This is a genomic window from Citrobacter amalonaticus (genome assembly GCF_002918555.1).
Taxonomy (GTDB): domain Bacteria; phylum Pseudomonadota; class Gammaproteobacteria; order Enterobacterales; family Enterobacteriaceae; genus Citrobacter_C; species Citrobacter_C amalonaticus_A.
The window spans coordinates 359,161-372,748 of record NZ_PQMB01000002.1; the positions used below are offsets into that span (position 1 = coordinate 359,161).

The window sequence follows — 13,588 nt, forward strand, 5'->3', positions numbered from 1 at the left end:
ATCTACGTTCTCACGCATTGGCGAGGGGGGAGAACCTCGCCGTGGACAGGGCATCTAAGCGCCCTTTTATTTATTACACAGAGTAAAATAATTAAGTTCATTTTTGTTTGACGGTTATCACGTTTCAACTTCGATCAGGCCGTCAAGTTGCACTTTTTGACAAAAAAAGTATAAAAATGCTTCTAAGCGGTCATTCACCGCCCACTTAAAGGCGGTGAACTTTACTCGCTTTAAATATTAATTACGAGCTTTAAAAAAACTAGACTAACGGATTGATTGCAGGCGGGAAGCATCGATGTGAAACAGGCGAGCAAAGTTATCGGTAGTTACCTGTGCGAGTTCCTCAACGGCAACACCTTTCAATACGGCCATATACTCCGCGACATCACGAACCATCGCAGGCTGGTTCTCCTTACCACGATGCGGCACCGGTGCAAGATACGGTGAATCCGTCTCAACTAACAGACGATCCAGAGGAACGTAGCGGGCGGCATCACGTAGCTGTTCCGCATTACGGAAGGTCACAATCCCGGAAAAAGAGATATAGAATCCGAGATCCAGCAACTTACCCGCAGTTTCTCTGTCCTCTGTAAAACAGTGTAGTACGCCACCGCAATCCGTCACTTTTTCTTGACGCAGAATAGCCAGCGTATCGGCTCGCGCATCGCGAGTGTGTACGATAACCGGTTTGTTCAGCTCCCGGCCAATCTGGATATGGTGGATGAACGATTCCTGCTGACGAACTTTTGTTTCCGGCGTGTAAAAATAGTCCAGCCCGGTCTCGCCCATCGCCACAACGCCTTCATCCGTCGCCAGACGGCGCAGTGCCTCCACATCATAAGTTTCATCCTGGTTTAGCGGATGCACGCCGCAGGAAAAGACCACGTTATCGCGCTTGCCAACCAGCTCACGCATACTGCGGTAGCCTGCCAGGGTGGTCGCTACCGCCAGGCAAAACTTTACGTCACGCGCGGCGGCTTTCGCCAGCACGTCATCCACATCCTTATGCAGAGATTGGTAATCCAGGCCATCAAGATGGCAGTGTGAGTCGACTAAAAACATAATGTCTCTCTCAAAGATGGGGAACAGGCAACAGGGTGCCTGGTTGCAGGTAGTGCTCTGTGCGGAGAATAAGATCGGTTAACACCAGCTCGCGGTTCAATCCGGTCACGCTGAGTAACTGTTCGCGACAGTGGCAGATATCGTTAAGGATCGCCTGAATTCGCGCCGGAGATAGCTGCCCCGCCAGCGATGCGATCAACCTTTCGCTGTCCACATTGGTGAAATATGAGGCACCATGCTGACGTTTGAGCGCATCCACAAGCAGAGTTGCCAGCCAGTGCATACGCGCCGGAGCCTGTTCATGATTCAACGCCGGTAATAATGTGTACCAGTCGCCGCTCTGTAAACTCTTTTCAAGCGCCTGGCACAGCGTCTCACGATGTGACCAGCTCTCAGATTGCAGCAGTTCCAGCGCCGCGCCCGGAGACCCCGCACTCAGGCGAAGTGCCGCCAGTAACGCATCATGTGACACCGTCACTTCTCGCGCAAGCCATGAAACGCCATACTGTTCTGAAGGGGGGGCAAGATGATGTAACCGGCAGCGGCTGCGTAAGGTCGCCAGTAAGCGCGCTGGCTCACGACTCGCCAGGAAAAACCAGGTTTGTACCGGCGGCTCTTCCAGCGTTTTTAACAGCGCATTCGCCGCCGCGTCCGTCAGCAGCGCCGCATCCGGGATCCACACCACTTTCGCCCCACCGAGACGTGAGTGCTCATACAGCTTCTCGCCAACTTCGCGCACTGCGTCCACGCCCAGAGTACTTTTCCCTTTTTCAGGGGCAAGCGAATAGTAATCAGGATGCGTTCCGGCCTGCATCAGCTGGCAACCCCGACAGTGCCCACAGCTTTTATGTCCTTCAGGCTGCTGGCACAGCAGATAACGGCTCAGGGCATAAATGAGTGCATCGTCGCCCATTCCGGGTAATGCCTGAATCAGTAGCGCATGGTGACCCCTTCCCATCTGATAGCTGGCTACCAGTTTTTCGAAGTCCGGTCGCAACCATGGATACCATTTCATGCGCCCTGCTCCCTCACCCACTCCGTCACCGCGGTACGAATATTGTTCATCACAGTATCCAGCGGGAGCGTCGCGTCAATGGTTCGAATGCTGGCATCCTGCGACGCCAGTTCCAGATAACGGGCGCGGGTGCGGTTGAAGAAAGTAAACGATTCCTGCTCAATGCGGTCCAGCTCACCACGCGCGCGCGCGCGTTTTAAACCGACCTCCGGCGTGACATCCAGATAAATCGTCAGGTCTGGACGGAAATCACCAAGCACCGCATCGCGCAGGGTGGCCAGCATCGTTTGATCGATCCCGCGGCCACCGCCCTGATAAGCCTGCGTGGAGAGATCGTGACGGTCGCCAATGACCCAGGTGCCTTTCGCCAGCGCAGGCTTAATGACGGTCTCAACCAACTGGACGCGCGCGGCGTAGAACATCAGTACTTCCGCTTTGTCGGTGATGATCTCATCGCCCACAGATTTGATGTCAAGCACCAGACTTCTCAACTTCTCCGCAAGCTGTGTTCCGCCAGGCTCACGGGTAAAAATCATGTCATGGATCCCAAGCTGCTCAAGCGTCTCCACCACAACATTACGTGCAGTGGTTTTTCCGGCCCCTTCCAGACCTTCGATGACGATATAATTACTGCGCATTTTTTTCCTTAAGCACTTTCAGATAATCCTGCACTGACCGGTTATGGCTGGCAAGATTGGTGTTAAACGTATGGCCCCCTTTACCGTCGGCCACAAAATAGAGATACGGCGTCTTCGCCGGATGCGCCGCCGCCTTCAGCGAGGCCTCCCCCGGCATTGCAATAGGACCCGGCGGCAAGCCTGAGATCGTATAGGTATTATACGCCGTCGGCCTTTCCAGATCGGCACGGGACAGCTTGCCATTATAGCGCTCACCCATGCCGTAAATCACCGTAGGATCGGTCTGCAGACGCATTCCCACCCGTAAACGATTGATAAAGACTGAAGCGACCTGATCGCGCTCACTGGCAACGGCAGTCTCTTTTTCAATAATAGAAGCCATCGTCACCAGCTGATTTTTGTCTTTGTAGGGTAACCCCTCGGCCCGCCCTTCCCAGATGTCGTCGACCGCTTTCACCATCTTCTGATTTGCGCGTTTCAACATCGCCACATCGGTCGTATTGGCGGTATACATCCAGGTGTCAGGCCAGAACCAGCCCTCCACCCACTCTGGATTTTCCAGCTTAAGCGCCTGCGCGACAGTCTCGTACTTATCATCGCTCAGGGTATGTTTGATGTACGGCGCATCACGCAGCTGCCTGAGATAATCGCTCAGGCGCATCCCTTCAACCAGACGTAACGGGAACTGGGCCTCTTTACCGCTTTCCAGCAGCTTCAGCATGTCCCGGACAGTCATCTCCGGGGTAAAGCGATAAGTGCCTGCTTTAAAATGCGAGAGTTCAGGCTCAACACGCAGCAGCCACTGGAAGACGCGTGGCCGATTGATAATGTTGTCTGCGTACAGCCGATCGCCAAGCGCCAGGCGTCCGGTGCCCGCCTTGAGCGTAAAGATGGTCTCTTCTTTAATCAACAGCTTGCTGTCTGCCAGCTGGCGAACTTTCCATATACCCGCTCCGGCAGCAATGCCCAACACAATCAGCAACAACAAAACAACGCGTAACAATTTTTTCATGACTAATTCGGGTGCTCACACAGTGGGGCTAAAAATTCAAATAAGGCACGTGAAGGCAACAGCTTCCCGCCATACGCACGCACGGGCACAACAGGCATGAGCGCATTACAGACGATCATTTCATCCGCATGCTTCAGCGCCTCCTCCCGGACTCTCACTTCGACAGTCCGAAACGATGATTGTGCCAGCATACGTAAGCAGAATTGTCGCATAATGCCATTCACCCCCGCCTGATCCAGGCTCGGCGTGTAGACCACATTACCAATACGCCAGAACAAATTAGCCGCACAGCATTCCGTAACCCATCCCTCACTGTCAAGAACCAACGCTTCATCCGCGTCCGTCTGTTCAAGATGAGAGCGAATCAGTACCTGCTCCAGACGGTTCAGATGCTTTAAACCGGCAAGATGAGGGTTGCGTCCAAGGCGAACAGGACTCAGTGCCAGAGTAATCCCCTGCTCTCGCCACGAATCGTAACAGGAAGGATAGGCAGAAACGGAAAGGATGCGCGTTGCATGCGAACAATTCGCGGTACTGTAACCCCGACCGCCGCTTCCACGGCTGACGATCACTTTAAGTACACCACGCTTCACCCCCGCAGCACGCGTCGTCATCTCCTCTTCCAGTTCAGACCAGAAGTTGAAGGCAATCAGTAATTTTTCACAGGTGTCCTGCAAACGGTGAAGGTGTGCAGCAAGATGACATACCTTCCCGTCAACAATGCGCGCGGTTGTAAAGCAGCCATCACCGAACTGTGTCGCGCGGTCGCTTGCGGCAAGAAGATCCTGTTCGTGGCCATTTATCAAGAACATGGTGGCTCCTTAATCGTGGTCCGATAGTGTCGCAGGATGAATAACGCAGAACAAGGGGTGAAAACGCTATAAAAAAAGGTCCGACATGCGGACCTTTAATTGATTACGGAACGACTTAAATCTTCTTAAAGATCAAGGAACCGTTGGTGCCACCAAAGCCGAAGGAATTACACAGGGTGTACTCCATTCCGCTGACCTGACGTGCTTCCAGCGGCACAAAATCCAGATCGCAACCGTCATCCGGGTTATCCAGGTTGATGGTTGGCGGAACAGCCTGGTCGCGCAGTGCAAGGATAGAGAAAATAGACTCTACAGCGCCTGCTGCACCCAACAGGTGACCGGTCATGGATTTGGTGGAGCTGACCAACACACGGCTTGCTGCATCGCCAAAGACAGATTTAACTGCCTGCGCTTCTGCTTTATCGCCTGCCGGGGTAGAGGTACCGTGAGCATTGACGTAGCCAATCTGGCCCGGCTCAACTGCTGCATCACGCAGTGCATTAACCATCGCCAGCGCCGCGCCTGCGCCATTTTCCGGCGGAGAGGTCATGTGATAAGCGTCACTACTCATGCCGAAACCAACGATCTCTGCATAAATTTTTGCGCCGCGTTTCTTCGCGTGCTCGTACTCTTCCAGCACGATCATGCCTGCGCCGTCGCCCAGCACGAAACCGTCACGATCTTTATCCCACGGACGGCTTGCCGCCTGCGGATTATCGTTACGGGTTGACAGTGCGCGCGCTGCACCAAAGCCACCGACACCTAACGGCGTACTGGCTTTTTCAGCACCACCGGCCACCATCGCATCAGCATCGCCATAAGCGATGATACGTGCGGCCTGGCCGATATTGTGCACGCCAGAAGTACAGGCGGTGGCGATTGAAATGCTTGGCCCACGCAGGCCATACATGATGGTCAGGTGACCCGCCACCATGTTAACAATCGTCGACGGAACGAAAAACGGACTAATCTTACGCGGCCCACCGTTCACCAGCGAACTGTGGTTATCTTCGATCAGGCCGAGACCACCGATACCAGAGCCGATAGCGGCGCCAATACGGGTTGCGTTCTCTTCCGTTACTTCAAGGCCAGAATCCTGCATGGCCTGAACGCCAGCGACAATTCCATATTGAATGAAGGCATCCATCTTGCGCTGTTCTTTGCGCGAGATGATGTCATCACAGTTAAAATCCTTTACTAAGCCAGCAAATTTCGTTGCATAGGCGCTAGTATCGAAATGGTCGATCAGGCTGATGCCACTCTGACCGGCAAGGAGAGCTTTCCAGGTAGACTCTACGGTATTGCCGACAGGAGACAACATGCCCAGTCCGGTCACAACTACACGACGCTTAGACACGTTTGTCCTCCAGGGAGGGAAAAAATGATTCTAGTGGGACAAAAAGATAAAACTCAGGCGGTCGAATGACCGCCTGGAGATGTTCACTTACGCCTGGTGGCCGTTGATGTAATCAATGGCAGCCTGAACAGTGGTGATTTTCTCAGCTTCTTCGTCCGGAATCTCAGTATCAAACTCTTCTTCCAGAGCCATTACCAGCTCAACGGTGTCAAGAGAATCTGCGCCCAGGTCTTCAACGAAAGAAGCATTGTTGGTAACTTCTTCCTGCTTAACGCCCAGCTGCTCGCCGATAATTTTCTTAACGCGTTCTTCGATAGTGCTCATACTCTTAAATTTCCTATCAAAACTCGCTTTCGCGATGGTTTTCGTAGTGTATAAAATGTTGAAAAATTTGCAACTAAATCCCGGCAGGTCTTACCACGATTTTACGTTATTTTGAGGCCAACCCCCACAATAACGCAAATATTTTTCTACACGTCATCCTTCAGGTTGCTTCCGCGTTGGCTGCGCCTGCTAATCCCGCTCACATAGTAATCTATGCTCCCGGGCTTCCCGGCCTTGCCGCCCTGATCCCACCTGAATGATTTTGTGTATCTCGTGGTTAAACCATATACATTCCGCCGTTAACGTGCAAAGTCTCACCAGTGATGTAACTTGCTTCGTCAGAGGCTAAAAATGCAACCGCACTGGCGATTTCTTTTGGGGAGCCTAAACGACCCGCAGGTACTGCCGCCAGCGTACCCGCACGCTGCTCATCGGTCAGCGCACGCGTCATGTCCGTTTCAATAAAGCCCGGAGCAACAACGTTTACAGTAATACCACGCGATGCAACTTCACGCGCCAGTGATTTACTGAAGCCGATCAAACCCGCTTTCGCCGCAGCGTAGTTGGCCTGACCTGCATTTCCCATGGTACCTACCACAGAACCGACAGTGATAATACGTCCATGACGCTTTTTCATCATAGCGCGCATTACCGCTTTTGACAGGCGGAAAACAGATGACAGGTTAGTTTCGAGAATATCGTTCCACTCATCATCTTTCATTCGCATCAACAGATTATCACGAGTGATACCGGCATTATTAACCAGGATATCGACTTCACCAAATTCTGCGCGAATTTTTTCCAGAACGGATTCAATAGATGCAGGATCGGTCACATTCAACATCAGACCTTTGCCATTCGCACCTAAATAGTCACTGATAGCCTGAGCGCCATTTTCACTGGTTGCCGTGCCGATAACTTTCGCACCACGTGCAGCGAGTGTTTCAGCAATTGCGCGGCCAATCCCGCGACTTGCACCCGTAACCAGTGCAATTTTTCCTTCAAAACTCATGGTTTTCCTCTTTTATTGCGCAAGTGCCGCTGACATCGCCGCCGGTTCGTTCAGAGCCGAGGCTGTCAGGGTGTCAACAATACGTTTCGTCAGACCAGTGAGGACTTTACCTGGGCCCACTTCATACAGGTGTTCAACACCTTGCGCCGCCATAAATTCCACGCTTTTCGTCCACTGTACGGGGTTGTACAGCTGGCGAACCAGTGCGTCACGAATCGCATCAGCATCGGTTTCACACTTCACGTCAACGTTGTTCACAACCGGAACTGTCGGCACGTTGAAGGTAATTTTAGCCAGTTCCACCGCCAGCTTTTCCGCGGCTGGCTTCATCAGCGCACAGTGAGAGGGTACGCTCACCGGCAGAGGCAGCGCACGCTTCGCGCCCGCAGCTTTACAGGCAGCTCCGGCACGTTCTACGGCCTCTTTATGCCCGGCGATAACAACCTGGCCCGGTGAGTTGAAGTTGACCGGAGAAACCACCTGGCCTTCCGCCACGTCTTCGCACGCTTTGGCGATAGAGGCATCATCCAGACCAATAATTGCCGCCATGGCGCCTGTTCCTTCCGGTACAGCTTCCTGCATGAATTTACCACGCAGTTCCACCAGACGCACGGCATCAGCAAAGGTAATAACGCCAGCACATACCAGTGCGGAATATTCACCCAGACTATGACCCGCCATTAATACAGGCGCGCGTCCCCCCTGCTGCTGCCATACGCGATACAGCGCCACAGAGGCCGTTAACAGCGCAGGCTGAGTCTGCCAGGTTTTATTAAGCTCTTCAGCCGGACCTTGCTGAGTCAGCGCCCACAGATCATAGCCCAGCGCGGCAGAGGCCTCAGCAAAAGTTTCTTCTACAATCGGATAGCTTGCAGCCATATCAGCCAGCATTCCGACGGCCTGAGAACCCTGTCCAGGGAACACAAATGCAAATTGCGACATGTTTAAATCCTTATACTAGAAACGAACCAGCGCAGAGCCCCAGGTGAAACCACCGCCAAAGGCCTCAAGCAACACTAATTGCCCGGCTTTGATACGGCCGTCGCGCACAGCTTCATCCAGCGCGCACGGTACGGAGGCCGCAGAGGTATTGCCATGTCTGTCCAGCGTCACCACCACGTTGTCCATCGACATACCGAGCTTCTTCGCCGTCGCGCCGATAATGCGCAGGTTTGCCTGATGCGGAACCAGCCAGTCCAGTTGAGAACGGTCAAGGTTGTTCGCCGCCAGCGTTTCGTCGACGATATGAGCAAGCTCAGTCACCGCGACTTTAAACACCTCGTTACCGGCCATCGTCAGATGAATCGAATTTTCCGGATTCACGCGATCGGCGTTAGGCAGCGTCAGTAACTCACCATAGCTGCCGTCGGCATGCAGATGGGTCGAGATGATCCCCGGCTCTTCAGACGCACTCAGCACAACCGCGCCAGCGCCGTCGCCAAAAATGATGATCGTTCCGCGATCGGTGGGATCGCAGGTGCGTGCCAGCACGTCAGAACCAACAACCAGCGCATATTTCACCGCACCAGACTTCACGTACTGGTCCGCCACACTTAATGCGTATGTGAAACCGGCGCAGGCAGCTGCAACATCAAACGCCGGGCAACCTTTAATGCCCAGCATATTTTGGATCTGGCATGCTGCACTTGGAAAAGCATGCGTTGCTGAGGTGGTCGCAACCACAATCAAGCCAATCTGTTCTTTATCAATGCCCGCCATTTCAAGCGCGCGGTTTGCTGCTTCATAGCCCATCGTCGAGACGGTTTCGTTTGGCGCAGCAATATGGCGTTCACGGATACCTGTGCGGGTGACAATCCACTCGTCAGAGGTCTCTACCATTTTTTCCAGATCGGCGTTAGTCCGCACTTGTTCGGGCAGATAACTGCCAGTACCAATAATCTTCGTATACATGTACGCTCAGTCACTTTTCGGTTATATCCCCACCGCCCACGAACGACAGATACGCTGGCTGGACTCCACAAGCCCGGCTATCCGTGCTTATGTGAATGTCCATTTTTACCACCGTCCGGCAGTTCGAGACCGGCTGGGTATACAGATTCCAGGCGAGCGGCAATTCGCTGAGGAACTTGTCGCTGCACCGCCTGCACTGCCTGCTCAATCGCGACGGCAAACGCTCGCTGATTGGCGGCACCATGACTTTTTATCACGATGCCGCGCAATCCTAACAGACAGGCGCCATTATACTGGTCGGGGTTGAGGTGACTGAATCGCCTCGTCAGGCTTTTTTGTAACCAACGTTTTAATAACTGCAGCCACCACGACCGTTTTTTCCCTTCACCCTGAAATTTCAGCAGTGAAAGGAACATTCTGACAACACCTTCCATCGTCTTTAATGTGACATTGCCCGTAAAGCCGTCACAAACCAGAACATCCGTTTTCCCCGTCAATAATTCATTGGCTTCAAGATAGCCGATGTAATTGATGGAAGGGATTGTTTTTAGCATTGCTGAAGCATCCCGAATACTGTCGAGACCCTTCGTTTCTTCTTCGCCGATGTTAAGCAAGGCCACGCGAGGATTGTTAATCCCTGCCACTTCCTCCGCCAGAACGGAACCCATGATGGCGAACTGCATCAACATCTTACTGTCACAATCCACGTTAGCCCCTAAATCAAGGACTACCGTTTTGCCCTTCTGCTGATGCGGCAATACCGTTACCAGCGCAGGACGCTCAATCCCCTCAAGGGGTTTGAGCAGTAATTTCGCAAGCCCCATTAGCGCTCCGGTGTTCCCGGCGCTGACGCAGGCCTGCGCACGTCCTTCTTTCACAAGCTCCAGGGCCACACGCATTGAGCTGCCGCGACTGGCGCGGATTGCCTGCGAAGGCCGGGCATCACTGGCAATAACTGACTGTGCAGGGATAATCTGCAGACGCGAACGTTGTTCAAAGTCAGCTTTGGCAAGTAATGGCGTGATTGTATCGGGATCCCCGACTAAAAGAAGTGTGAGTTGTGAATTAGAATGCAGTGCCTGCAGTGCTGCAGGCACCGTCACGGAAGGGCCAAAATCTCCCCCCATGACATCTAACGCCAGGGTTAGACGTGTCAAGATATCTTCGCCGCCCGGTTCGGTGTTTCCCCAGTCGCCTGGGGAAATTCCTCACTAAGCTTCATCACGCAAAAGCGTGATTACTTAGCGATTACCTTGCGGCCACGGTAGTAACCGTCGGCGGTGATGTGGTGACGCAGGTGTTTTTCACCAGAAGTTTTGTCTAAAGACAGGCTGGTGACTGCGGTCAGAGCGTCATGAGAACGACGCATGCCACGTTTGGAACGGGTTGGTTTATTCTGTTGTACGGCCATGGACCTTACTCCTCAATTACTTACGCTTTAAGCTGGCTAATACGGCAAATGGATTTGGTTTTTGCGCTTCATCAGGCAGTTCACCAAAGACCATGTCCGCCTCGGACACTTCACAGTGTTCAGAATCATGCACCGGAACCACCGGCAAGGAGAGGATGATTTCATCTTCTACCATTGCAAGCAGATCGATTTCACCGAATTCGTTAACCTCAATCGGCTCATACGCTTCCGGGAGTGCTTCAGCCTGTTCATCAGAACGAACCGGACTGAAACAATACGTTGTGTGAACCTGATGGGTAAACGGCTTCCCGCAACGCTGGCATTCGAGCGTTACCGCAACCTTTGCATCCCCCGTTATCACGGCGAGACGTTGGTTATCGATAGCGAACGACATGGAGCATTCCACATCACTGTCCACACTGACTACAGAATCGACGACGCGCTCTGCCAGATCAGAAGTAAAGATACCTTCATAATCGAGGCGTTTTTGAGCCGTACGAACCGGATCAAGAGTCAGGGGTAATTTTACCTTTTGCATAGGGCGCGCATATTAACTTTGTAACGTCATATAGTCAAAGAAAAAGGCAGCCTGCGGTTGCCTTTTGCCAATAATTCGCACACATTGCGGGTTACAGACTTATTTTCGCTCAGGGCTGGCATTAAAGCTAACCTGAAAGACGAAGAGCCTATTTTAAAATGGCTCTCATCATTACGCTATATCTGGTGGAAAAAATATGCCTGGACTCATTCTCGCCTCTACCTCACCCTGGCGGCGTGCGCTGCTTGAAAAACTGTCAATCCCGTTCGAATGCGCCGCGCCTGACGTTGATGAAACACCCATGCCTGGAGAGACGCCGCGTCATCTGGTAACCCGCCTGGCACAGGAAAAAGCGCAGTCGCTGGCCCACCGTTTTCCTGCCCACTTAATTATTGGTTCCGATCAGGTCTGCGTACTGGATGGTGAAATTACCGGCAAGCCATTGACGGAAGAAAATGCGCGAGCGCAATTAGCAAAAGCCAGCGGTAATATTGTCACGTTCTATACTGGTCTTGCGCTGTACAACACCGCGACAGGCCATCTTCAGACGGAAGTCGATCCGTTTGACGTTCATTTCCGTCACCTCAGCGAGATGGAGATTGAATCTTACGTGCTTAAAGAGCGCCCTCTGCACTGCGCGGGCAGTTTTAAAAGCGAAGGGCTGGGGATTGCGCTTTTCGAGCGTTTAGAAGGGCGTGACCCTAATACGCTCATTGGCCTGCCGCTGATTGCGCTATGTCAGATGTTGCGCCGGGAAGAGATGAACCCATTGATGGCATAGTGTCGTGTGATGCCATAGCGTCGTGAAATACCTGATGGCAACGCTCACGCGTCTTATCCGGCCTACGGGAACGAGCATTGCAGGCCTGATAAGCGCAGCGCCATCAGGCAGACTTCCGCAACATCTGCAAACAGCGCTTAAGCTGCTCGTCCATTGGCGCTTCAATACGCAACACATCGCCCGTCCCCGGATGGGTAAACTTCAATGCCGCCGCGTGAAGGAACAGACGCGACAACCCGGTACCCGCCAGTTGCTTATCAAACTCACGATCGCCATAACGATCGTCAAACGCAATCGGATGTCCCGCATACTGCGTATGTACACGAATCTGATGCGTACGTCCGGTTACCGGGCTACAGCGTACGAGTGTCGCGAACGCGTAGCGCTCCTCGACTTTAAAGCGGGTTTCCGACGGTTTACCTTCCTGATTCACCCGCACAATGCGTTCACCGCTTTGCAGGATATTCTTTAATAAAGGTGCCTGTACTGTTTTGACATGTGACTGCCACTGGCCACGCACCAGCGCCAGATAATCCTTTTGCATCCCTTTTTCACGTAGCTGTTCATGCAACGAACGTAGCGCAGAGCGCTTCTTCGCTACCAGAAGTACGCCAGAGGTATCACGATCAAGACGGTGCACCAGCTCCAGGAAGCGCGCCTCCGGTCGTAACGCGCGTAATCCCTCAATGACGCCAAAGCTCAGCCCGCTTCCGCCATGTACGGCAGTGCCGGAAGGTTTATTCAGCACCAGAATATGGTCATCTTCATACAGAATGACGTCAGCCAGCGCCGCCACTTTTTGCAGATGCGGTGAAACGGCCTCTTCTTCACGCTCCGCAACGCGAACAGGGGGAATTCGCACCTCATCCCCGGCTTCCAGCTTATACTCAGGTTTGATACGTTTTTTGTTCACCCGCACTTCGCCTTTACGCAAAATGCGATAAATCATGCTTTTGGGTACGCCTTTGAGTTGCGTACGCAAAAAGTTATCGATGCGTTGCCCCGCCTCATCAGCGGTAATAGCAACTATTTTTACGGATGGAGTCTCAGTTTTCATGGGGGCCGATTCTAAATAGCCATAAGGATTCGCGCCACCTGTTTTTATATGCTTATACTCTAAATAATTCGAGTTGCGGGACAAAACGGCGTCGTGGTTTTGAACAGCGCTGGCGCTGACCCCAAAAGGGCGAGGCTCAGGGATAGGTCGAGTAACAAAGCCAATGCGCCAGCAACTTGAAGAATGACGAGTATATTTATTTTTACGCCCTGATACTGACATTCAACGCGGCCGATTTGGTGGTTATTAAACCAATCCCCTTGTGGAAGTGAAAAAACTGTGAGTAACCGGGTGATAAATGGTAAAAGTCATCTTGCTATAACAAGGTTAGCAATGGAATAATGTGAACGTTTCCGTGTCGAATCTTGTTAAAACAAGGAATTTTACGGAATAACCCATTTTGCCCGACCGATCATCAACGCAGCAATGGCGTAAGACGTATTGATCTTTCAGGCAGTTAGCGGGCTGCGGGTTGCAGTCCTTACCGGTAAAAGGAACCTTCTCTGGAGAGTAACTCCCAGTCAGTTCCCCTGATAATTGCGCTGTGTTTCCGCATGAAATACAGGCAACCGACACTCTGCGCCTCTTTGAGCTGACGATAACCGTGAGGTTGGCGACGCGAATAGACACGAGGCCATCGGTTCACCCCCGGAAAGGC

At 52.7% G+C, this 13,588-nt stretch carries 15 protein-coding genes; 1 reads left to right on the forward strand and 14 read right to left on the reverse strand.

The window, feature by feature from the left end:
• Nucleotides 1-264: 264 nt before the first annotated feature.
• The 13 genes from C3432_RS07105 to yceD all read right to left on the reverse strand — a co-directional run bounded on the left by C3432_RS07105 (nt 265) and on the right by yceD (nt 11,092).
• Nucleotides 265-1,062: a metal-dependent hydrolase gene (locus tag C3432_RS07105; protein ID WP_103775949.1), complete on the reverse strand. Its 798-nt coding sequence runs from the start codon at nt 1,060-1,062 to the stop codon at nt 265-267.
• Between the two features lie 10 nt (nt 1,063-1,072).
• A complete protein-coding gene (gene holB / locus C3432_RS07110) occupies nt 1,073-2,077 on the reverse strand; it encodes a DNA polymerase III subunit delta' (protein WP_103775950.1) in 1,005 nt (334 codons plus the stop codon).
• Nucleotides 2,074-2,715, reverse strand: coding sequence for a dTMP kinase (tmk, locus tag C3432_RS07115; RefSeq protein ID WP_103775951.1), 642 nt, complete (start codon nt 2,713-2,715; stop codon nt 2,074-2,076). The genes holB and tmk overlap by 4 nt, the downstream gene beginning before the upstream one ends.
• Entirely contained in the window at nt 2,705-3,727 is a 1,023-nt protein-coding gene (gene yceG / locus C3432_RS07120) for a cell division protein YceG (protein WP_103775952.1), read from the reverse strand. Before yceG ends, tmk begins: the two co-directional genes overlap by 11 nt.
• Nucleotides 3,728-3,729: 2 nt before the next feature.
• Nucleotides 3,730-4,539: an aminodeoxychorismate lyase gene (gene pabC / locus C3432_RS07125; protein ID WP_103775953.1), complete on the reverse strand. Its 810-nt coding sequence runs from the start codon at nt 4,537-4,539 to the stop codon at nt 3,730-3,732.
• 115 nt (nt 4,540-4,654) lie between these two features.
• Nucleotides 4,655-5,896, reverse strand: a complete 1,242-nt coding sequence (gene fabF, locus C3432_RS07130) for a beta-ketoacyl-ACP synthase II (protein WP_103775954.1) — start codon at nt 5,894-5,896, stop codon at nt 4,655-4,657.
• An 87-nt stretch (nt 5,897-5,983) separates the two neighbouring features.
• The gene (gene acpP / locus C3432_RS07135; RefSeq protein ID WP_000103754.1) at nt 5,984-6,220 is read right to left on the reverse strand and encodes an acyl carrier protein; all 237 of its coding nucleotides are present in this window, start codon (nt 6,218-6,220) and stop codon (nt 5,984-5,986) included.
• Between the two features lie 277 nt (nt 6,221-6,497).
• Nucleotides 6,498-7,232, reverse strand: a complete 735-nt coding sequence (fabG, locus tag C3432_RS07140) for a 3-oxoacyl-ACP reductase FabG (protein ID WP_103775955.1) — start codon at nt 7,230-7,232, stop codon at nt 6,498-6,500.
• 12 nt (nt 7,233-7,244) lie between these two features.
• The gene (gene fabD / locus C3432_RS07145) at nt 7,245-8,174 is read right to left on the reverse strand and encodes an ACP S-malonyltransferase (RefSeq protein ID WP_103775956.1); all 930 of its coding nucleotides are present in this window, start codon (nt 8,172-8,174) and stop codon (nt 7,245-7,247) included.
• Nucleotides 8,175-8,189: 15 nt separating this feature from the next.
• Nucleotides 8,190-9,143, reverse strand: a complete 954-nt coding sequence (fabH, locus tag C3432_RS07150; protein WP_103775957.1) for a beta-ketoacyl-ACP synthase III — start codon at nt 9,141-9,143, stop codon at nt 8,190-8,192.
• A gap of 77 nt (nt 9,144-9,220) precedes the next feature.
• Entirely contained in the window at nt 9,221-10,300 is a 1,080-nt protein-coding gene (gene plsX, locus C3432_RS07155; protein WP_103775958.1) for a phosphate acyltransferase PlsX, read from the reverse strand.
• Between the two features lie 80 nt (nt 10,301-10,380).
• Nucleotides 10,381-10,554: a 50S ribosomal protein L32 gene (gene rpmF / locus C3432_RS07160; RefSeq protein ID WP_103775959.1), complete on the reverse strand. Its 174-nt coding sequence runs from the start codon at nt 10,552-10,554 to the stop codon at nt 10,381-10,383.
• A gap of 16 nt (nt 10,555-10,570) precedes the next feature.
• Nucleotides 10,571-11,092, reverse strand: a complete 522-nt coding sequence (gene yceD, locus C3432_RS07165) for a 23S rRNA accumulation protein YceD (RefSeq protein ID WP_103775960.1) — start codon at nt 11,090-11,092, stop codon at nt 10,571-10,573.
• 196 nt (nt 11,093-11,288) lie between these two features.
• Between yceD and C3432_RS07175 the strand changes: the two genes are divergently transcribed.
• Entirely contained in the window at nt 11,289-11,873 is a 585-nt protein-coding gene (locus C3432_RS07175; protein ID WP_103775962.1) for a Maf family protein, read from the forward strand.
• Nucleotides 11,874-11,976: 103 nt separating this feature from the next.
• On the opposite strand, the gene rluC is transcribed toward C3432_RS07175, so the two are convergent.
• The gene (gene rluC, locus C3432_RS07180) at nt 11,977-12,930 is read right to left on the reverse strand and encodes a 23S rRNA pseudouridine(955/2504/2580) synthase RluC (RefSeq protein ID WP_103775963.1); all 954 of its coding nucleotides are present in this window, start codon (nt 12,928-12,930) and stop codon (nt 11,977-11,979) included.
• Nucleotides 12,931-13,588 lie beyond the last annotated feature (658 nt).

Coding starts and splice junctions, on each gene's coding strand:
- C3432_RS07105 (WP_103775949.1), bottom strand. CDS start 1,062: ATGTTTTTAGTCGACTCACACTGCCATCTTGATGGCCTGGATTACCAA.
- holB (WP_103775950.1), bottom strand. CDS start 2,077: ATGAAATGGTATCCATGGTTGCGACCGGACTTCGAAAAACTGGTAGCC.
- tmk (WP_103775951.1), bottom strand. CDS start 2,715: ATGCGCAGTAATTATATCGTCATCGAAGGTCTGGAAGGGGCCGGAAAA.
- yceG (WP_103775952.1), bottom strand. CDS start 3,727: ATGAAAAAATTGTTACGCGTTGTTTTGTTGTTGCTGATTGTGTTGGGC.
- pabC (WP_103775953.1), bottom strand. CDS start 4,539: ATGTTCTTGATAAATGGCCACGAACAGGATCTTCTTGCCGCAAGCGAC.
- acpP (WP_000103754.1), bottom strand. CDS start 6,220: ATGAGCACTATCGAAGAACGCGTTAAGAAAATTATCGGCGAGCAGCTG.
- fabG (WP_103775955.1), bottom strand. CDS start 7,232: ATGAGTTTTGAAGGAAAAATTGCACTGGTTACGGGTGCAAGTCGCGGG.
- fabD (WP_103775956.1), bottom strand. CDS start 8,174: ATGTCGCAATTTGCATTTGTGTTCCCTGGACAGGGTTCTCAGGCCGTC.
- fabH (WP_103775957.1), bottom strand. CDS start 9,143: ATGTATACGAAGATTATTGGTACTGGCAGTTATCTGCCCGAACAAGTG.
- rpmF (WP_103775959.1), bottom strand. CDS start 10,554: ATGGCCGTACAACAGAATAAACCAACCCGTTCCAAACGTGGCATGCGT.
- yceD (WP_103775960.1), bottom strand. CDS start 11,092: ATGCAAAAGGTAAAATTACCCCTGACTCTTGATCCGGTTCGTACGGCT.
- C3432_RS07175 (WP_103775962.1), top strand. CDS start 11,289: ATGCCTGGACTCATTCTCGCCTCTACCTCACCCTGGCGGCGTGCGCTG.
- rluC (WP_103775963.1), bottom strand. CDS start 12,930: ATGAAAACTGAGACTCCATCCGTAAAAATAGTTGCTATTACCGCTGAT.